The organism is Brytella acorum (assembly GCF_029309905.1).
Lineage (GTDB): Bacteria > Pseudomonadota > Alphaproteobacteria > Acetobacterales > Acetobacteraceae > Brytella > Brytella acorum.
This window is the reverse complement of sequence record NZ_JARBJP010000006.1, coordinates 161,359-180,715: the sequence shown is the minus strand read 5'-3', so window position 1 is coordinate 180,715 and position 19,357 is coordinate 161,359. Positions and strand designations below refer to the sequence as shown.

The following is a 19,357-nucleotide window of genomic DNA, read 5'->3' as shown; positions in this document are numbered from 1 at the left end:
AATTTTTCAAAAGAAATTTTTCAGAACAAACTTGCGCGCAGGCCATTCTGAAATTTTACTCTGGAAAATCCCCTTCGACCCGAGGGTACCGTTCTTCAAAAACGATAGCCGACCGTTCCGTAAGCGATTCGTTTATCGCCGTAAAAACAAAGGTTGCTGGAACTGCACTGGACATAGGTTTTGTTCGCGAGATTGGTCATGCTCAACCGGATGTTCAGACCTTTGGTTGATTTGAACAATTGCCCCACTTCCCAGTTGAAGCCTGTGTCGAACAGCACATAAGAGGGATTACGGAAAGAGTTTGCCTGGTCCGCCCAGCTTTGACCCTGATAGCGAACGCCAAAATTGACCGACAGTCCCGGTGCAAGCGCTCTGGGAAAGCGGTAGTCGAGAAATCCGGACGCCGCACTCGTCGGCTGCTGCGCCAAGCGCTTGCCCATCAGGGAGACCGTCTCGCCGCCAATCGTTTGATCGGTCAGGTTCGTACGGGCGTTATAAACCCGGTTCCATGTATAGTTCACGATCAGATCCAGCCCTTGCGCCAGATTGGCGTGGGCGGAGAGTTCGACACCCTTCGACCGTACCTGACCGACCTCACGGCTATACTGCGGGAATTCAGGATTGTTCACCAGAACATTATTTTCGGCGAGGTCATAATAAGCTGCTGTGAAAAGAGACTGAGTATTCGGAATCTGATATTTCAGGCCGACTTCCCACTGATGTCCATTCAATGGGTCGGGCTGCCTAACACTGCCGTTGCTATAAACCTTACCGATTTGCGGCATGAATGATTTCGCATAATTGAAATAAGGTGCAAGCCCGATACTGGACACATAGTTAATTCCGGCATTCCATGTGAATGGGCGATTAAAGAGATCGCCATATCCGTTCCAGTCCTGACGGCCCGAGAGGTTCACGTAAAAACGGCGCCATTTTATCTGATCCTGAAAATAAATACCGTCCTGCCAATATGCATACTTGGCCCATGTGGATTTTCCCTGCCGATAATTATTGTAGTCGGAAAATGTGTATTGTCCGTATACCGGGTGGAGAATACTTGCGTCCGGAACCGTCGCGAAGTCGAACCCCCAGTAACCATCCGACCATTGTGAGCGGTAATCGACGCCAACGAGGAAGGAATGCGAAACTGGCCCCGTTTTCAGCTTATAGCTCAGATTGGCCGTCATCTGAGATGATCGTCCCTTGATCGAGCTATTGCAAAATGCTGATCTGGTAATCGTCTCGGTAGTCCGATCAACGTTGTTAAGCCAGAGACCACATCCAGCGTTACTCTGCGCGTCAAACCGTGCCGTCGAATTGAACTGCAGATCCCGCGTAAACTCATGATGGAAAATAGCCTCCACCATATATTCGCGATTCCAGTTATAGTTGAAAGACGGATCACCGTAATATCTGGATACCGGGAGGCGACCGGAACTCCCCTTGATCAAACTGCCATAGGCGGGAACTCCGATCCATGGATCCAATGTCTCCGGGTCATAAGAAAATTGCCCTATGATGGTAAGATCAGTTTTTTTGTCGATTTTCCACTCAATATCGCCTTGGGCGGCGACCCGCTTGTAGTGGTTGTAAGCGATCTGCGATCCCTGGGTGATACCGACACCGATAAGCCGATAAAGCAACGTCCCGCTTTTATTGAGCGGACCGCTGAAATCAACCTGCCCTTCGTAACGCCCGTAATTGCCAAAACCCACATTCGCCTGCCCCTGCGCCTTTTCAGTCGGCCGTTTGAGCGTCATGTTGATGAGACCGCCGGGGTTGGCCTGCCCATACATAACCGATGACGGCCCACTCAGCGCTTCGATCCGGTCCAGAAAGAAGGGATCGCTCACGGAGGTGCCATTCAGCAGCCCGTCCACGAAGGTGTAGGACTCGAAACCACGCTGATGCACGGGCTGGAACAGACTGGCCGAAGGTGTGCTGTCATTGGCAGTCGTGCTGACCACACCCGGCGTATACCGCAACGCCGCTCCAATGGAGAGCGGCTGCAGATCGTCCATCTGCTGGCGCGTCACGACATAGACCGTCTTCGGGGTCTCGATCAGTGGCGTATCGGTCCGGGTGGCCGACGCGCTCCGGGTTGCGACGAAGCCTACGCCGGGGCCGTAGGCGGACTGCGCGTCCCCGCCGGTGGACCTTGCCGTACCGCCGACACGCACGGGACCGAGCATGATGGCCGAAGTCGCCTTGCCGAGCGTCGCACTGTTCGCGCCAGTGAAACGATAGGTCAGGCCCGTGCCGGCCAGCAGACGGGATAGTCCATCCCGAGGCGTGAAATCACCTGTCACGGCGGTACTGCGCACAGCCCCCGCATCGGCCGTCGGATAGGCGACCTGGACACCTGTTTGCTGAAGATACGCCTGCAACGCGCTTTGCAACGGTTGCGCGGGGATCGAGAAATGCCGGATCGCCGGAGGGGGCGTGAGTGCGACTTGCCCTTCGGCCGCGCGGGCTCCCGACACGGCAAGGCACGAACCCGTCAGCTGGACGATGGCGTAAAACCGCGAGAACGACCGGACTCCGCGATAGCGGCTGTGGACTGTCACCGAAATTTTCCCCGTTGCAAATGAAACGTATTCTTAAGAACTACAGATCTATGACGACGGGGGATCGCCGCTCTCTACACTTGCCGTGCATTTTTTTTCCGTTCGCTCCGAAAATGGGATCGGTGGCTTCACAGATCGCGCGGACCAGCAGGCACATCCGGTAAATTTGCGAACCATTCTCATGAATGGTAGGAGGCGGAAAAGATCATCGGACAGGCGGCGCGCCATGCAGGACAACATCGCGGTTTTGACGGATCTGATTTCTGCGGAACGGCGGAAACTACTCAATGTCATCCAGAGGATCGTCGGCAACCCGGAGACGGCTGAGGACGCCGTACAATCACTGTTTGAGAAGATCCGACGCATCGAAAACGCGACGGACATCGTCAATCCGCGCGCCTTTCTCTATCGTCTCGCCTCCAATCTCGCGATCGACTGCGCCCGACAGGCCAGGCGGCGCGAAGAGGTCCAGGGCGACATCCACGATCTCCTCTGGATCGAAGACGACACGCCGTCGCCCGAACGTGCGCTGTGTGCCCGACACGAACTGGAGGCGATCGAAAAGGCCGTCGCGGCATTGCCGGAACCGATGAGAACCGTCTTCATCCTGAACCGTTTCCATGGCGTTCCCCAGAAGGACATCGCCGCGCACATGGGCCGGTCCATCGCGCTTGTCAGCCGCCATATCTGCCGCGCGCTGGACATCATTGCGTCGTCCCGATCGGGCTGACCTTCCCGGTTCGATGCTTCGTCTGTTAAATCATGCGATGCCCGTTCGTCTGAGGAAGAAGGGCGTGGACACGGCGAAGGGCACCATGTGACAGACGAACCGCAGGATATCGCGGAAACGGCGCGCCGCTGGATCGTCCGGATGGCGTCCGGCGCAATGACCGCCGAGGAATTGAGCGCGTTCCGGGAGTGGCGGGCAGCCTCACCGGAGCACAACGCGGTTTTTGAGCGGGAACGGGCGCTGTGGCGCGCGCTTCACCTCACGCCGGAACAGGATCGTATCACCCGCAGCACGTGGAAGCGGCTGGGCCGGAGAGGCCATGTGAGCCGGGGCCTGTTTCTCGGCAGCGCCGCCATGGTCGCGTCCATGCTCGTGCTGTATGCCCCGGTTGCCTCGCTATGGTTTCGGGCCGATCATTGGTCAGGAATTACTGTGCAGACCCTGGCCCTGACCGATGGGTCGCGCGCCATTCTCGATAGCGATACCGCCATCGCCATACGCTACACAGCAACGGACCGTACGATCACGCTTCTCAAAGGTAACGCACTGTTCGAAGTGAAGCACGATCCGCACCGTCCCTTCCGGGTCCTGGCGCGCGATGGTGTGACGGAGGATGTGGGAACGGTATTCGAGGTCCGTCAGGAGGAGACGAGCGTTCGCGTGGCGGTCGCTCGTGGCGTTGTCGACGTTCATGCGCCGCTTGGCGCTCCGACCGCCGTCAGACTGAGGACGGGAGATCGCACGAGTTACACCGACGCCATGGTCGCACGGGTCGAACATGGAATCACGCCGGAGGAAATCGCGGCCTGGGCGCATGGCGATCTCATTTTGGACGACGCGCCGATCCACGAAGCCATCGCGGCCATTGCACGATACCGCAGGGGGGGCGTCTACGTTCTGGGCAGCGATACGGAAACACCGCGCATCAGCGGTGCCTTTCGTATCGATCAGGCGGATGCGGCCATCACGACCATCGCCGCGACAGCGGGGATGACAGTGACGCACCTGCCAGCCGGCATCCTTCTGCTGCGGAGACGGCCGGGGTGAGACACGTCTTTATTGGAACCGAAAATGGATACCCCGAAGAACTTCAGACAAGCCGCAGTGAATGAGATGATATCGGAATGAAACTCAAAGATTATCTATCAGATTTTCATACACCCGACGTCCCTGCCTTATGTGGCAGACATGTCGATCGTCCATTCTGATAATGCGCTCGATCCGAGCAAAAGGATTCCCGGAAACTGATCGCAGGAAAAGACCGAGCGGTATCATGCCACATTGAGGGTTTTCCCTCATTTTTCTCGGTCCTTAAGCTGCCTATGATCCGTTACGTGGCCCGTTATTCGACAATGCACGCGACAGGCTTCACAACAGGAGAAGATCCATGAGCGATGAACAACTGAGCCGCGCTCCGGTTCCCGACCGCGCGGAAGCCGGCGCCTTCTTCCCGTCGGCATATTCCCTGACCAAATACACGTCCTCGAAGACCGATTTCGACGGCGCGACCTACCCGAAGCCCTATGCGGGCGGAAAGTGGAAGATCCTGATGATCGGCTCGCAGGAGCGCTACCTGATGATGAAGGGTGGCGAATTTTTCTCGACCGGCAATCATCCGGTGGAAATGCTTCTGCCGATGTATCATCTGGATGCGGCAGGGTTCGAGATCGAAGTCGCGACCATTTCCGGCGATCCGGTCAAGTTCGAATGGTGGGCATTTCCGCACGAGGACGAAGCCGTCAAGGCGACCTACAAAAAATACGAAAAGCAACTCAAGCAACCCAGAAGGCTGGCCGATGTGATCGGTGAGGGTTTCACGGCCGCCCCCCCTATATCGGCATCTTCATCCCCGGCGGTCACGGCGTACTCAACGGTATCCCGTTCAGCAAGGACGTCGACGACATTCTGCGCTGGGCGCAAGCCAACGAGCGCTTTACGATCTCGCTCTGCCACGGACCGGCCAGCCTGCTGGCCGAGGCGATCGACGGCGGCAAATTCGCCTATGAAGGCTATGAGATGCGCGTGTTCCCGGACAGCCTGGACACCGGGGCCAACATCGAAATCGGCTACATTCCCGGACCGATGGCATGGCTGGTGGGTGAAAACCTACGCAAATACTACGTCAAGATCCTCAACACGGGTATTACCGGACAGGTCCATCGCGATCGGCTGCTGCTGACAGGTGATAGTCCGCTGGCGTCGAACAACCTTGGCAAGCTCGCGGCCGAAACACTTCTTGAAGCCGTCAACGCATGACAACAAGGCGGAAGGTTCGGGCGGTTACGCACTGACGGATCGCCAGCAATCGCCTGAGTCTGCCGTTTAGGGCGTGGATCGACGCCCCTCCCCGATCCCACGGACGCTCAGTGGGTCATACTCGTCCCGTGCGTCCTGAGCAGAAAGCAAAACGCATGTCGCATGCCTGGACTCTCGCATCCCGTCCGAAAGGCTCTCCGACCATGGAGAACTTCGCGCTGCGGGACATACCGGACCAGCTATTGAAAGATGGTGAGATCAGGGTCTCGAACAGCTTCTTCTCGGTCGATCCCTACATGCGTGCCCGTATGGACGAGGGGGACAGCTATATCGCCCCGTTCGAACTGAACGACCCCATGACGGGGGCTGCCGTCGGACGCGTGGTTGAAACGCGGTCCGGGCGATTCAAGGTTGGCGACCGGGTTAGTCATTTTCTGGGTTGGCGGGATAGCGCCGCTCTCAGGGCCGAGGGTGCACTTCCGCTGCCGGGCGAAAACCTGAAGGACGAATATTTCCTTGATGTCCTCGGCACTATCGGCATGACAGCCTATTTCGGGCTGTTCGACGTTGCTGAAGCCAGACCGGGCGATGTGGTGTTCGTCTCGGCAGCCGCAGGTGCGGTCGGATCGCTGGTGGTACAGATCGCCACACTGCGTGGCATGACGGTCATCGGTTCAGCGGGTGGAGCATAGAAATGCGACTTCGTGCGGTCTCTGGATGCCGACCATGTCATCGATTACAAATCTCCCGGCCCGTTCGAGGACAAGCTGCGCGCGGCGGCACCAGCCGGTTTGGACGTCTATTTCGACAATGTCGGTGGCGAACAGCTCGATGCGGCGATGGGCGTAGCGAAACGCAATGCCCGATTTGCGATCTGCGGCATGATCGGCATGTACAATTCCGACGCACGGATCGGGTTTGCCAACCTGTTCGCCGTCATCTCCAAACGCTTGCAGAGCCGGGGATTCATCAACAGCGATTACATATCCCGCCGCAGTGAGTGCATGGCGCAGATGGGATACTGGGTGTCCAAAGGACTTATTCAAAGTCGTTATACAATTTTCGACGGTCTCGATAAAAGACCGGAGGCGTTCTTCTCACTTTTCAGTGGTGGCAACACCGGCAAGACGCTGGTGCGTCTGGACGTGTAACGTCCGAACGTTCGGCAAGGAAAAAAACCGCCACCATGATCATTCGGGCTCAAACGCAGGGCACCATCGAGGACGCCATCCGGTCGTTCGGGCAGAAGCTCGGGTATGACCGCTTCGTACTGTTCGCGGCATCGTCGGCGCGCGAGGATATCGTGGACCGTATATACTGGGTCGAGGGCGACTGGGTCGGGGATGGCACGGAGATCGATGCCGCCAGTTACGTCCGGTGCTGACCAGTGACGCATCACATGCCGGAGGCTCACGAACCCTTTTTCTGGAGCAAGACGTCGGAAGCACCAGGCGATGACTACAGGATGGTTGATACGCCGCACGGTGAAGGTATCCACGGCATCCAGATTCCGATCTTCGGACCACTTGGCCTCGAAGGAGCCATGAGTCTGGGAGGGACGAGGATTGACGCGTCGGTCACGGTGCACCTCGCCCTGTGCATGGTTGCAGGAGTTGCTTTCACAACCGCGCGCAGGCTGATTGATGGTCCAAGCGAAAAAATCATCACACGGCTTTCGGAGAGGGAACGGGAAGTGTTGTCCTGGACCGCCGCCGGACGTCGTCAGGTCGATCTCGCGGCGATCCTCGGGCTTTCGGAACGCACGGTCGAGAATCATCTGCGCCGTATTCGCAAGCGTCTGGGCGCATCGACCACGGCGCAGGCCATCCGCACCGCCATACAGAATGGCGATATCGAAAGCTGAGAGGCGAACGTCATGTCACCATGCGGTTTCAGGCGCTTTACCGAAATTCTTACGCAAGCCGCGTCCAAAGCATTCATGGCGGGGTTCGTAGATTGGCTGTCAGACACAAGTCCTGAAATGCTCTCGGAGGCTTTCAACGAGTTCCACTAAAGTATCACGAATCTGTGTTATTTATCGACAAAAAAGTATCATACTTTATGAGATACAAACCTTTTTAATGATATAACCGGCCTATATGAAAGAGGGATATCCGCAAGATCAGGTAACAGCGCAGAGGGCAGGATACCCAATATGGCCGAGGCACTCGTTCTGGAAGAACGCCACAAAATCGCATTGCGGGATATTGCCGTTTCCGAGACACTCGGGCCGGACGACGTGCGGATCGCCGTGCATACGGTCGGCATCTGCGGTAGCGATGTGCATTATTACAAACATGGCGCGATCGGTCCCTTCGTGGTGCGCGAACCCATGATCCTCGGTCATGAAGCGGCAGGAACCGTCATCGAGATCGGTCAGAATGTCAGACATCTCCGCATTGGCGACAGGGTCTGCATGGAGCCGGGCATTCCCGATGCGGGATCGCGATCTTCCCGACTGGGTCTTTACAACATTGATCCCGCAGTACGTTTCTGGGCCACGCCGCCGGTACACGGATGTCTGACGCCCACCGTCGTGCATCCGGCCGCGTTCACATACAGCCTGCCCGACAACGTCTCGTTTGCTGAAGGCGCGATGATCGAGCCTCTCGCCGTGGGTGTGCATGCCTGCGTCAAGGCGCGGATCAAGCCGGGAGATATCTGCCTTGTCACAGGCGCGGGCCCGATCGGAATCATGACGGCTCTGTCGGCGCTGGCTTCCGGGGCAAGCCGCGTCCTGATCACGGATATTTCGGAAGCCAAGCTTCGCATCGCAGGATCCTATGATCGCGTGCTGCCCGTCGATCTCACTCATGCCGGCATCCGCGATGCCGTGGACGCGACTTGCGGGGCCGATTGGGGCGTGGATGTAACATTCGAGGCGAGCGGATTTGAAAGCGCCTATGCCGACGCGCTCGCCTGCACGAGACCGGGCGGAACGCTCGTCCTGGTCGGGATGCCGCCGCACAAGGTCGGTTTCGATATCGTCGCCGCCCAGGCCAAGGAACTCAGCATCGAGACGGTGTTCCGCTATGCCCATGTCTATGACCGCGCGATCGCGCTGGTCGCCTCCGGCAGCATTGATCTCAAACCTCTGATTTCGGCGACCTACCCTTTCCGCGATGCCGTGGCGGCGTTCGAACGCGCAGCGGAAGGCCGTCCCGCTGACGTCAAGATCCAGATCGCCCTGTAAGCGAAGCAGTCTCAGGCTACTATGTCGCATATGCGCAACCCTTCAGGAGCACAGCACCACGCCGAAGCCCGGCGGGCGGCGGTCTGTGAACTGATTCTTCCGCCACGTGACGAGAGCTTCCGCTGGCACCGACATGATTATCCCGCTTCAATCGCATGCTGGAATTATCATCCCGAATACGAGTTGCATCTGATCACGCACGGCTCGGGACGCATGATGATCGGCGATCATATCGGCACATTCGCTCCCCGGCAGCTCGTCCTGATCGGGCCGGGACTGCCCCATGCCTGGTTCAGTCCGCTGGCCGAGGGCGAGACCCTTCAGGGTCGCGATGTCGTTTTGCAGTTCACCCAGAAATGGATCGAGGGCCTCATCGCGCTCTGTCCGGAACTCGGAGCGGTCGCACGCATCTTCAAGGACGCTTCGTATGGCCTTGAATTTACGGGTGACCGTGCATTGCGCCTCGGCATGGCCCTGGAAGATCTGGGCACGCTGCAAGGGACCGCGCGGCTTTCCGCGTGCATTTCCATCATTGCGAGCCTGTCCGAATGTTCCTTTCGCAAGCTCGCCATTCGGGCTGGTGCGCCGGACATAGACCGCCCCGAAATCCGTCGCATGAACGGGCTCATCCGCACGCTGCTCTCGTCCGATCCAGCCGAAATCCGACATGAAACACTGGCGGAATCGGTGGGCATGAGTCCGTCGACTTTTTCGCGTCAGTTCCGTGCCACGACCGGGGAGACGCTGATGAGCTTCCTGCAGCGGCTGCGGATCGGCCATGCCTGCCATCTTCTGGCGACGACCGACGAGCCCATCACCGATATCTCCTGCGCGTCGGGGTTCAGCAACATCTCGAACTTCAACAGGACCTTCCTGAGGTTCCGAGGCTGCACCCCGCGCGACTTCCGACGCCAGTCCCGTCAGATCGTCAATGCGCCAGCCCTACAGGAAAGCTGAAATTCATGACCACACTACCTCAAAGATTTTCCCTCGCTGGAACCATTGCCGTCGTCACCGGCGCGTCGCGCGGATTAGGCGTTACGATCTGCGATGTGCTGAGCGCGGCAGGCGCGGATATCGCCGCCGTCGCACGCGATGAGGCCCTGCTGGGCGAAACCCGTTCCATCGTCGAAGCGCATGGTCGCCGCTGCGTGACGATTGCCGCCGACCTTGCCAATCCGACGGCGCCCCGGAATATCGTGGAACACGTCCGCGCAGAGCTGGGCGAAGCCGCGATTCTTGTGAACAACGCGGGCATGAGCCTTCCGAAATCCCTCCTCGAACAGAGCGTGGAGGAGTGGGATGCTGTTCTCGATCTGAACCTGCGCGCGCCCTGGTTGATGGCCCGCGCCTTTGCGCCGGACATGATCACGCGCGGCGGCGGCAAGATCATCAACATCAGTTCCATGGCCAGCACGATCGCCCTCACCGATCACGGCTCTTACGTGGCCTCCAAGGCGGGGCTCAATGGTTTGACCAAAGTCATGACAGCGGAATGGGCCCGCCACAACATTCAGGCCAATGCTGTGTGTCCGACCGTCGTCTGGACGCCGATGGGAGAGCGCGTCTGGGGCGTCGGCAACAAGCTCCAGACGTTCCTCGAAAAGGTTCCTGCGGGCCGCGTCGCAACGCCTGAGGAAGTTGCCGACCTCGTTCTCTATCTCGCCTCTCCGGCCTCGGGGATGGTCAACGGTCAGGAGATCTTCGTGGACGGCGGCTACACCGCTCTTTGAAGCTCTTCCCAGTTTCACACGCCTTTCGCACCTCTTCGCCCATCCCGCGCCTGTCCCGTTGCGGATGGACGCTTCACTGAACATGGCTGCGACAGACAGCCCATTCAATACGGTTGTGATATGAAGAAATTTCGCACGCTTTTCATGGCATCCCTTCTGATGGGCAGCACCGCTATGGCCTCCGCGGCCGAACCGCTGCGGATTGGCGTTTCCTTTCAGGAAATGAACAATCCTTATTTCGTGACAATGAAAGATGCGCTTCAGGATGCCGCGAATACCATCGGTGCGACGCTGGTCGTCAGCGACGCCCATCACGACGTCTCCAAGCAGGTCAACGACATCGAAGATATGCTCCAGCAGGGCGTCAGGCTTGTCCTGATCAATCCGACCGATTCCGCTGGCGTCTCCTCCATCGTCAAAACCGTGCACGACAAGAATATTCCGATCGTCTCGGTCGATGCGCAGGCCAGCGGTCCGATCGACTCCTTCGTCGGTTCCAAGAATTACGACGCGGGCTACAAGGCCTGCGCCTATCTCGGACAGACGATCAAAAGCGGCAATGTCGGCATCGTCGATGGCATCCCCGTAGTGCCGATCCTGGAGCGCGTGAAAGGTTGTCGCGCCGCTCTGGGCAAATTTTCCGATATCAAGATCGTCAGTGTCCAGAACGGCAAGCAGGAGCGGGACCAGGCCCTGACGGTGGCGGAGAACATGCTCCAGGCCAACCCGGACCTGAAGGGGATCTTCAGCGTCAACGACAACGGCTCCCTGGGGGTGCTGTCGGCCATCGAATCCAGCGGCCAGGATGTCAAGCTCGTCAGCGTCGATGGCGCGCCGGAAGCCATAAAAGCCATCGCCAAGCCCGGATCGAAATTTATCGGCACGGCCGCGCAGTTCCCGCGCCAGCAGATCCGCCTCGCACTCGCCATGGCTTTGGCGAAGCTGTGGGGCGCGACGCCTCCGGCCACCGTTCCCGTCGATGTGCAGCTCGTCGATGCGAATGGTGCGAAAACATTCCACTGGTGAGCGGCGACACGGCCACGAAGAGGCGAAACGCGCCATGTCAGCAACGAACAGCACAATGACAGGTCAGCTCCTGAGACTGGAAGGCATCTCCAAAAGCTTTCCAGGCGTCAAGGCCTTGCGCGAGGTCTCGCTGGAACTCGACAGGGGCGAAATCCATGCCTTGCTCGGCGAGAACGGCGCCGGAAAATCAACGATCATCAAGATCATCGGTGGCATCCAATCTCCCGACGAAGGGCGGATTCTGCTCGATGGCGAGGAATGCCGCTTTTCCAGCTATCGTGACGCCATTGCCCGCGGCATCGGGATTGTCTTTCAGGAGTTCAGCCTCGTCCCCGATCTGGACGCCGTGGACAATATTTTCCTCGGGCGCGAAATGCGCGATCGCTTCGGCCTGTCGCGCAAGCGTGTCATGACGGAGCGGGCCCGCGCCCTTTTTGAACGGATCGGCGTATCCATCGACCTGACTCTTCCCGTCGGTCGCCTGAGCGTCGCGGAGCAGCAGTTCATCGAGATCGCCAAGGCGCTGTCGCTCGATGTGCGTATCCTGATCCTGGACGAACCGACCGCGCCGCTCACGCCCAACGAAGCCGCCCTCCTCTTTCGCGTCATGCGTCAGTTGCGCGATGAAGGTATCGGCCTGTTCTTCGTCTCCCATCATCTCGATGAGATTTTCGAGGTCTGCGACCGCATCACGATCCTGCGCGACGGGGCCAATGTCGGTCTGACGCGCGTTGACGACTGCACCATGGACCAGTTGGTCGAAGTCATGGTGGGGCGCAGGATCGAGAACAGCTTTCCGGCAAAGCCATCGACGGTGCCGGATAAAGTGCTGCTCGAAGCCAGAGACCTCAGCATTCATGATGGCGGCCCGAAGAGCCATTTCGATCTGCGGGAAGGCGAAATCCTCGGCTTCGCGGGGTTGGTCGGCTCCGGGCGCACCGAGACGGCCCTGGCATTGATCGGTGCGATCCCGTGTCGCGGCAAGCAGGTCACGATCGGCGGCAAGATCACGGCGATCGACGGCCCGGCGGCGGCTCTCAAGGCGGGAATCGGCATCCTGCCCGAGAACCGCAAGGCGGATGGCCTGATCCTGCCATTCAGCATCCGCGACAACATCTCGATCAATAACCTGCCGAAATATACCCGCAAAAGCGGGTGGATCGACCGCGGGCTGGAGCGCGAAACAACGCTGACGTTGATGCGCGAACTTCAGATCAAGGCGCCGTCCGAAGAAACGCCGGCCGTTTCGCTCAGTGGCGGCAACCAGCAAAAAGTCGTCATCGCCCGTTGGCTCAACCGGCGCAGTCGCGTTCTTGTTTTTGACGAACCGACACGCGGGATCGACGTCGGGGCCAAGGCGGAAATCTACCGCCTCATGCGCGCGCTTACGGCGGAAGGTTACGCGATTATTATGATTTCATCGGAACTGCCCGAAGTCATCGGGATGTGCGACCGCGTCGCCGTGTTCCATCGTGGCGCGATCTCGAGAATTCTCGAAGGAGCCGACATCAACGCCGAGGAGGTCATGCGTCATGCAACAGCAAGCGCTCCCACACCCGTCCAGCACTAAGCCGACGTTCCGGGTCGAACATCTATGGAAAACGGCGCGGCGCTCGACAGCCTTTCTTCCCGCGATGGGGCTCATTGTCGTCGTACTCGGCATGATCCTGCTGAACGGTCGCTTTCTGTCGGTCGGCAACCTCGAAAATATCGGGCGGCAGGTTTCGATCAACGCCATTATTTCCGTCGGAATGACATTTGCCATTCTCACGGGCGGCATTGACCTTTCGGTCGGCGCAACGATGGCCTTCATCGGCACGCTCACGGCCGGGCTGCTGGCCAGCGGTGTGCCGGGCATCGTCGCGATCGCGGCGGGCATCGGCACGGGCATGATCTTCGGCCTCGGAAACGGCCTGTGCATCGCACGGCTGCACATGCCACCGATCATTGTCACCCTCGCCTCCATGAGCATCGCGCGTGGACTGGGACTGATCTATACCAACGGCTATCCCATCACGGGCCTTCCCGACTGGTTCTCCTTTCTTGGGCGTGGCTCCGTGCTCGGCATCCAGACGCCGGTCCTGATCACAATCCTGACCTACGCGATCGCTTACATCCTGCTGCAACGGATGCCGATCGGCCGTTACATCCTCGCCATCGGCGGAAATGAAGACGCCGTGCGCCTCTCGGGCATCGATGCACGACGCTACAAGATCATCGTCTATCTTATCAGCGGCGTGACCGCCGCCATCGCGGGGATACTGCTGAGCTCGCGGCTCATGAGCGGTCAGCCCAACGCGGGCATGGGCTTCGAACTGGACGCCATCGCAGCCGTCGTGCTCGGTGGAACGGCCATTTCGGGCGGTCGCGGCTCGATTATCGGAACGCTGGTCGGAGCGCTCCTGCTCGGCGTCCTCAACAATGGCCTCAACCTGATGAACGTCTCGCCCTATGTCCAGAACGTCATCAAGGGAGCAATCATCCTGTTGGCCATATTCATCAGCCGTCAAACCCGCCCTGGCGCGGCTCACTGACGCGAAGATACACAACCAAGGAGACAGAGAATGACTTCCTCACTTCAGAATAAGGTGGCCATCGTCACCGGCGGCGCCTCGGGTATCGGCCTGGAATGCGCACGCCAACTCGTTGAGAACGGCGCAACGGTCTATGTTCTCGATCGCGACCATCAGGCTCTCGAAGCGGCGCGGGCGGCATTGGGAAAGCACCTTCATACGATTGAGGTCGACCTGTTCCGTTACGAAACGGTTGATCGCGCCATCGAGACCATCCTGTCCGAACAGGATCATATCGATATTCTCCACGCCAACGCAGGCGCTTATATCGGCGGTAATATCTGGGAAGGCGATCCCGACGCGTGGGATAAAATGCTTAATCTCAATATCAACGCCGCCTTTCGATCAGCTCGCGCGGTCATGCCAGCTATGATGAAGCAGAAAAGCGGCGACATCGTATTGACGAGTTCGATCGCGGGCATCGTCCCCATTCCGGCGGAACCAATCTATACCGCGTCCAAACACGCGGTGCAGGCATTTGCCCATACCATACGTCGCCAACTCGCTCCCTTCGGGATCCGTGTCGGCGCCATCCAGCCCGGCCCCGTTGTCACGCCTCTGCTCAATGACTGGGATCCTGAACGCCTCAAGGCGAACATCGAAGCTGGCGCCATGATGCAGCCCGCGGATGTCGCCGAAGCCCTCGTGTTCATGCTGACCCGCCGCAAAGGAACGGTCGTGCGCGATCTCGTCCTTCTGCCTCACAGCTTCGACGTCTGACGAACACTCCTTTGGCGGGAAATCAGAATGTCCAATGAACGCGCCCGGTGTTTCATGAAACACCGGGCGCGTCACGGTTCAGTTCTGAACGATGGATTACCTGTCAGGCGGCTTCGCGCTCATGATCCCTGCGCTTTTACCGGCGGCGTTCGCAAAGCAAGCCTCTGCGGATTGCGGAAATCGTCGAAGCTGCGTGTGATGGTCTGTTCGACCTCCTGACGCATGCTTCTGGCCGATCGCCAAAGGAGTTTCGCCTTCACGGTTTTTGCAAAAGCTTTGAGATATCGAGTTGCCCTGACAGTTCCCCTTTCCGCTGATGTCATGACATGAGCGGGTCATCGTAGACCGAAGGGCCGAGTTCTTCCATCAAACGCGCCATCCCCGCATAGGCTTTGTTCCGATAAGCCACGAGTTGCGCGACCTGTTCGGGCGTAAATTTCCCGTAGAATCCTTCGCCGTTCTTGGTACCGTATTTGCCTTCGGACACGAGCGTCTTGAGCAGTTCGGGAGCCGCCATGCGAGGACCAAACGCGTCCTCGACCGTCTTGAACCCGTTCACATAGACATCGAGCCCCGCCATGTCCGCGATCGCGAAAGGTCCGAAAAAAGGAAGCCGGAAACCGAACGTGCTGCGCACGATCGTATCCACATCGCGCGGCGTGGCGATTCCCGCCTCAACGATGGTCGCGGCTTCCTTGAGCAGCACATACTGAAGGCGATTCAGCACGAAACCCGGCGTGTCGGCCACTTGGGCGCTGCAACGTTTGGCGCGAGAGAGCATCTCCTTGATCACGGGAATGACCGCCGGATTTGTTTCGGCGCCGCACACCAGTTCGACGCCCGGAATGAACGGCGCAGGGTTGCTGAAGTGGACCGTGAGAAAGCGCTCGGGATGGCTGACATAGGGCGCCAGCGTATGAACGGGCAATGTAGAGGTGTTGGTCCCGATGATGGCGTCCGTCCGAGCCGCCTTGCTGATGCGTTCATAGACCGCCTGCTTGATCGCTGGAATTTCCGGCACGGCTTCTTCGATGAAATCGACGGTCCGGACCGCCTCCTCGATCGTATCGGCGGCAGAAAGATTTGCACGTACCGCGGCCGCAGCCCCTTCTGGAAACAACCCCTGCGCCTCAAATTCGTCGGCCTCACGCAACAGGCGCGCATAGTTCGCCGCGGTCGCTTCGGCGGAAACGTCCGCGATGACGACGCGGATTCCAACGGAGGCCAGAGACTGGGCGATGCCGCCTCCCATATATCCGGCGCCCACAACAGCGACTGTTTCGATGGTCCTGATCATGTTTTCGCGTTCCCTGTCGAGGCGCGCCTCCTAACCCGGTCCTGTGAGCGGGGACGACGCCTATCTCATCGTTACGTTACGTATATAACGTGCATATGATTTGTCTCGCCGTCCAATATGATTAATTCATTGATAGATAATGTTCTTATGTGAGATTTTTTAATGTCCGCCTCGTCCTGCATTCCGCGACAATGGTTCATGGAACGTCGCATCAAATTGCAGCATCTCCGCCTGCTGGCCGCGTTGGCGCGTTTCCCCGCACTGCACCGTGCGGCCACCGAGATCGGCGTTTCGCAGCCCGCCGCATCGAAGCTGCTGGCGGATCTCGAATACGCGGTTCGGCATATCCTGTTTGAAAGAAGGGGGCGCACGCTCATTCCCAACACGCTGGGTACCGTTCTGACTCACCGGGCCCAGGCCATGCTTCGCGAACTGGAACAGGCTTCGGACGAACTTTCCGCGCTCATAGACGGACGACGCGGACGCGTGACGATCGGCGCAATCGACGGTCCTACAGTCAATTATCTCGCAGACGTTCTGGCCGCCATGCGCGCGCGATTCCCCCTGATCGAAATGGAAGTGGAAACGGGTTCAAGCCAGCAGTTGTTTGAAAGCCTCTCCCGGGGCGAGATCGAGGTCATGTTCGGGCGCGTGATTCCGGCCTTCAACCCCGATGCGTTCAGCTATCGTGAGATCGAGATGGAACGTTTCGCAATCGTTGGCCGCAAGGACCACCCACAGGCGAATGCCGGCCCCCTTGATGCGGAGGCTCTCCAGAAATTCGACTGGGTCATCCAAAATCGCGGCTCGACTCTTCGCCTGTGGTTCGAGGCCATATTTTCGGGCACGGACCTGCCGCTGCCGGGGCATATCGTCAACACGAATTCCCTGCTGATGACATTGGCCTATCTGCAACGCAGCGACGCCCTATCCGTCATTTCGGAAGCTGTGGCGCTGCAACAGGCAGCCTGCGGGCAGCTTTCGATCATCCCCGTAACCCTGGATCTCGGCGGAGCGGCCTATGGTCTGATCCGCCCTCGCCATCGTCCCGTTTCGCCCGCGCTTTCGAGCTTTCTGGAGACGTGTGAACAGCACCTCGTCGCCTCGTCCATCGCGGCCCCTGCCCTCAGCCCGACGCGATCTTCAACGCAGCAGTCATCTGAGCTCTTCGCATGACATTGTTCATGACCGATCCATATCCGCTCCTCAACCGGCTGAAGCTTCGGCATCTGCGCCTGATCCTCGAACTCGAGACCACTCATAACCTGCATCGAGCCGCCGAGCGCATGAACCTCTCGCAACCTTCGGTTTCGAAGCTGCTTCAGGAAGTCGAACACGCCCTCCACGTACCGCTTTTCGAGCGCTCGTCCCAAGGCGTGTTTCCCACGCCCTTCGGCACCCTCGCCGCACGTCACGCGCGGCTGATGCTGAACGATCTCGCGCGCATGCAAAGAGACATGGACGGCATGCGCACGGGCACGTTCGGCAGCGTGCGGCTGGGCGCCATCGTCGCCTCCCTGCCCGAACTGGTGTCCCCGGTCCTCGCCCAAATATCGGACACCACGTCGGGCATCAGCGTGTCACTCTCCGTCGATACGAGCGATGCCCTCCTTCTGGCGCTCGAAGATGGCCGTATCGACTTCATGGTCGGCAGAATGCTGGGCGCTCCCCGTCCCATGGCCCTGTCCAGCGTGGAACTCGCGCAGGAGCCCCTTTGCGTGGTGGCAGGCTGTCGCAGCCCGATCGTGGACCATGGTCAGCTCAGCCTCCGCGACGTCGCCTCCGAGCGCTGGATCCTGCAGACCGCACCGAGTCCGATGCGGCGTGCCGTCGAGGCCGCCTTCACCATAGCGATGTTGCCTTTTCCATCACATCCGGTTGAAGCCTCGTCGATGTTCGCCACAATCGACCTGCTGCAACACAGCAAGATGCTGGCTGTCATACCGTGCAGCGTGAGCAGGCATTATGAGAACACCGGCATTCTGCGACGTCTTTCGGTTCCCGTACCCGAATTTCTCGGCGCCTATTCCCTCATTGCCGCCGAGGATCGACCGCTGACACCCGCGGCTTCATTCGTCCGCGACGCCCTGCTGGAGCACGTGATCGGAAAAGCCGATCGGCCGGTTCAAACTTGCTTGTAGGCAGCAGGGAATTTCTGAAGACATTTTCATGACCATCGTTCGCCGTCATCGCTGCCTGGATCGTGCCAAGCCGCCATGACCGGACAGGAGCACGATTCATGCATGTTCTTATTATCGGCGCGGCCGGGATGATCGGTCGGAAATTCGCCGAGAATATTGTTCGAAACCCCTTTGAAAATGGTGCGCGCGTCTCAGCCCTGACCCTGGCCGACGTCGTCGCGCCCACCGTTCCATCCGGTTTTTCCGGCCCTGCCACGACTCTGACCGTTGACCTGACGCAGACGGGAGCGGCGGAAAATCTTCTTTCGGGACGGCCCGACATCATTTTCCACCTGGCAGCCATCGTTTCGGGAGAAGCGGAAGCCGATTTCGAAAAAGGCTATCGCGTCAACTTCGACGGCACGCGCGCGCTCTTCGAAACCATTCGCCATGCGAACCAGCAAGAGGGCTGGCGCCCCCGCGTCGTCTATGCATCATCCAACGCCGTTTACGGTGGTGACTTTCCGGACGTCATTCCGGACGATTACATTCTCACCCCCCAGACGAGTTACGGCACACAGAAAGCCATCGGCGAACTCCTCCTTGCGGATTATACGCGGCGCGGATTTTTCGACGGAATCGGCCTGCGCCTGCCAACGATCTGCGTCCGTCCGGGAAAACCAAACCGCGCGGCCTCGGGATTTTTCTCCGGCATCATCCGCGAGCCTCTCGTTGGGCTGGACGCTGTTCTGCCGGTACCCGACAGCACCCGTCACTGGATGACCAGCCCGCGTTCGGCCGTGCAGTTCCTGCGACATGCGGCAATCCTCGATCCGGCGCGGGTCGGTGATCGTCCGAACCTGACCATGCCCGCGCTTTCCGTCACCGTGGGCGAGCAGATCGAAGCGCTGCGCAGCGTCGCGGGGGAAAAGGCCGTGGCACATATCAGACGCGAGCCGGACCCCGTGATCGCCCGCATCGTCGCGGGATGGGCGCGCGCCTTCGATCCGCAGCGTGCCCTGGCCCTTGGCTTCGTCGCCGAGACGAACTTCGAGGACATCATCCGGGCTCACATCGACGACGAGCTCGGCGGTCATATCGCGTGAAGAGATCGCGCGGATCACGCGTTGGGAGTTGCCAGT

General features: G+C 59.2%; 19 protein-coding genes. 17 read left to right on the top strand and 2 right to left on the bottom strand.

The features are described from left to right. Positions 1-95: 95 nt before the first annotated feature. Positions 96-2,399: a TonB-dependent siderophore receptor gene (locus PWM43_RS11270; RefSeq protein ID WP_289842607.1), complete on the bottom strand. Its 2,304-nt coding sequence runs from the start codon at positions 2,397-2,399 to the stop codon at positions 96-98. 394 nt (positions 2,400-2,793) lie between these two features. On the opposite strand from PWM43_RS11270, the gene PWM43_RS11265 reads away from it, so the two are divergent. The 14 genes from PWM43_RS11265 (at position 2,794) to PWM43_RS11200 (ending at position 14,798) form a co-directional block, all read left to right on the top strand. Beyond that, positions 2,794-3,297, top strand: a complete 504-nt coding sequence (locus PWM43_RS11265) for an RNA polymerase sigma factor (protein WP_289842606.1) — start codon at positions 2,794-2,796, stop codon at positions 3,295-3,297. An 87-nt stretch (positions 3,298-3,384) separates the two neighbouring features. Next, complete coding sequence (locus PWM43_RS11260; RefSeq protein WP_289842605.1) at positions 3,385-4,344, top strand: FecR family protein; 960 nt, start codon at positions 3,385-3,387, stop codon at positions 4,342-4,344. 975 nt (positions 4,345-5,319) lie between these two features. Further along, positions 5,320-5,553 (top strand): type 1 glutamine amidotransferase family protein, encoded by a 234-nt coding sequence (locus PWM43_RS11255; protein WP_289842604.1) that lies wholly within the window; start codon positions 5,320-5,322, stop codon positions 5,551-5,553. Between the two features lie 155 nt (positions 5,554-5,708). Continuing rightward, the gene (locus PWM43_RS11250; RefSeq protein WP_289842603.1) at positions 5,709-6,245 is read left to right on the top strand and encodes an MDR family NADP-dependent oxidoreductase; all 537 of its coding nucleotides are present in this window, start codon (positions 5,709-5,711) and stop codon (positions 6,243-6,245) included. Positions 6,246-6,257: 12 nt separating this feature from the next. Further along, complete coding sequence (locus tag PWM43_RS11245; RefSeq protein WP_289842602.1) at positions 6,258-6,704, top strand: zinc-binding dehydrogenase; 447 nt, start codon at positions 6,258-6,260, stop codon at positions 6,702-6,704. A 35-nt stretch (positions 6,705-6,739) separates the two neighbouring features. Next, on the top strand, positions 6,740-6,937 hold the full coding sequence (locus PWM43_RS11240; protein WP_289842601.1) for a hypothetical protein: 198 nt from the start codon (positions 6,740-6,742) through the stop codon (positions 6,935-6,937). A 3-nt stretch (positions 6,938-6,940) separates the two neighbouring features. Beyond that, on the top strand, positions 6,941-7,417 hold the full coding sequence (locus PWM43_RS11235) for a PA1136 family autoinducer-binding transcriptional regulator (protein ID WP_289842600.1): 477 nt from the start codon (positions 6,941-6,943) through the stop codon (positions 7,415-7,417). Between the two features lie 291 nt (positions 7,418-7,708). Beyond that, positions 7,709-8,746, top strand: a complete 1,038-nt coding sequence (locus tag PWM43_RS11230) for an NAD(P)-dependent alcohol dehydrogenase (RefSeq protein ID WP_289842599.1) — start codon at positions 7,709-7,711, stop codon at positions 8,744-8,746. 30 nt (positions 8,747-8,776) lie between these two features. Further along, on the top strand, positions 8,777-9,703 hold the full coding sequence (locus tag PWM43_RS11225; protein ID WP_289842598.1) for an AraC family transcriptional regulator: 927 nt from the start codon (positions 8,777-8,779) through the stop codon (positions 9,701-9,703). Between the two features lie 5 nt (positions 9,704-9,708). Then, on the top strand, positions 9,709-10,479 hold the full coding sequence (locus PWM43_RS11220) for an SDR family NAD(P)-dependent oxidoreductase (RefSeq protein WP_289842597.1): 771 nt from the start codon (positions 9,709-9,711) through the stop codon (positions 10,477-10,479). Between the two features lie 144 nt (positions 10,480-10,623). After that, entirely contained in the window at positions 10,624-11,505 is an 882-nt protein-coding gene (locus PWM43_RS11215; protein ID WP_289842596.1) for a substrate-binding domain-containing protein, read from the top strand. Positions 11,506-11,560: 55 nt separating this feature from the next. Beyond that, complete coding sequence (locus tag PWM43_RS11210; protein WP_289842595.1) at positions 11,561-13,075, top strand: sugar ABC transporter ATP-binding protein; 1,515 nt, start codon at positions 11,561-11,563, stop codon at positions 13,073-13,075. After that, the gene (locus tag PWM43_RS11205) at positions 13,038-14,039 is read left to right on the top strand and encodes an ABC transporter permease (RefSeq protein WP_289842594.1); all 1,002 of its coding nucleotides are present in this window, start codon (positions 13,038-13,040) and stop codon (positions 14,037-14,039) included. The genes PWM43_RS11210 and PWM43_RS11205 overlap by 38 nt, the downstream gene beginning before the upstream one ends. A gap of 30 nt (positions 14,040-14,069) precedes the next feature. Next, a complete protein-coding gene (locus PWM43_RS11200) occupies positions 14,070-14,798 on the top strand; it encodes an SDR family oxidoreductase (RefSeq protein WP_289842593.1) in 729 nt (242 codons plus the stop codon). A 319-nt stretch (positions 14,799-15,117) separates the two neighbouring features. On the opposite strand, the gene PWM43_RS11195 is transcribed toward PWM43_RS11200, so the two are convergent. Beyond that, positions 15,118-16,095, bottom strand: a complete 978-nt coding sequence (locus PWM43_RS11195) for a 3-hydroxyacyl-CoA dehydrogenase family protein (protein WP_289842592.1) — start codon at positions 16,093-16,095, stop codon at positions 15,118-15,120. Between the two features lie 198 nt (positions 16,096-16,293). Here PWM43_RS11195 and PWM43_RS11190 point away from each other — a divergent pair, with 198 nt between their 5' ends. The 3 genes from PWM43_RS11190 (at position 16,294) to denD (ending at position 19,321) form a co-directional block, all read left to right on the top strand. Further along, complete coding sequence (locus PWM43_RS11190; protein WP_289842591.1) at positions 16,294-17,271, top strand: LysR substrate-binding domain-containing protein; 978 nt, start codon at positions 16,294-16,296, stop codon at positions 17,269-17,271. Between the two features lie 8 nt (positions 17,272-17,279). Further along, positions 17,280-18,236 (top strand): LysR family transcriptional regulator, encoded by a 957-nt coding sequence (locus PWM43_RS11185; RefSeq protein WP_289842590.1) that lies wholly within the window; start codon positions 17,280-17,282, stop codon positions 18,234-18,236. 98 nt (positions 18,237-18,334) lie between these two features. Beyond that, on the top strand, positions 18,335-19,321 hold the full coding sequence (gene denD, locus PWM43_RS11180) for a D-erythronate dehydrogenase (RefSeq protein WP_289842589.1): 987 nt from the start codon (positions 18,335-18,337) through the stop codon (positions 19,319-19,321). The last annotated feature ends 36 nt before the right edge of the window (positions 19,322-19,357 follow it).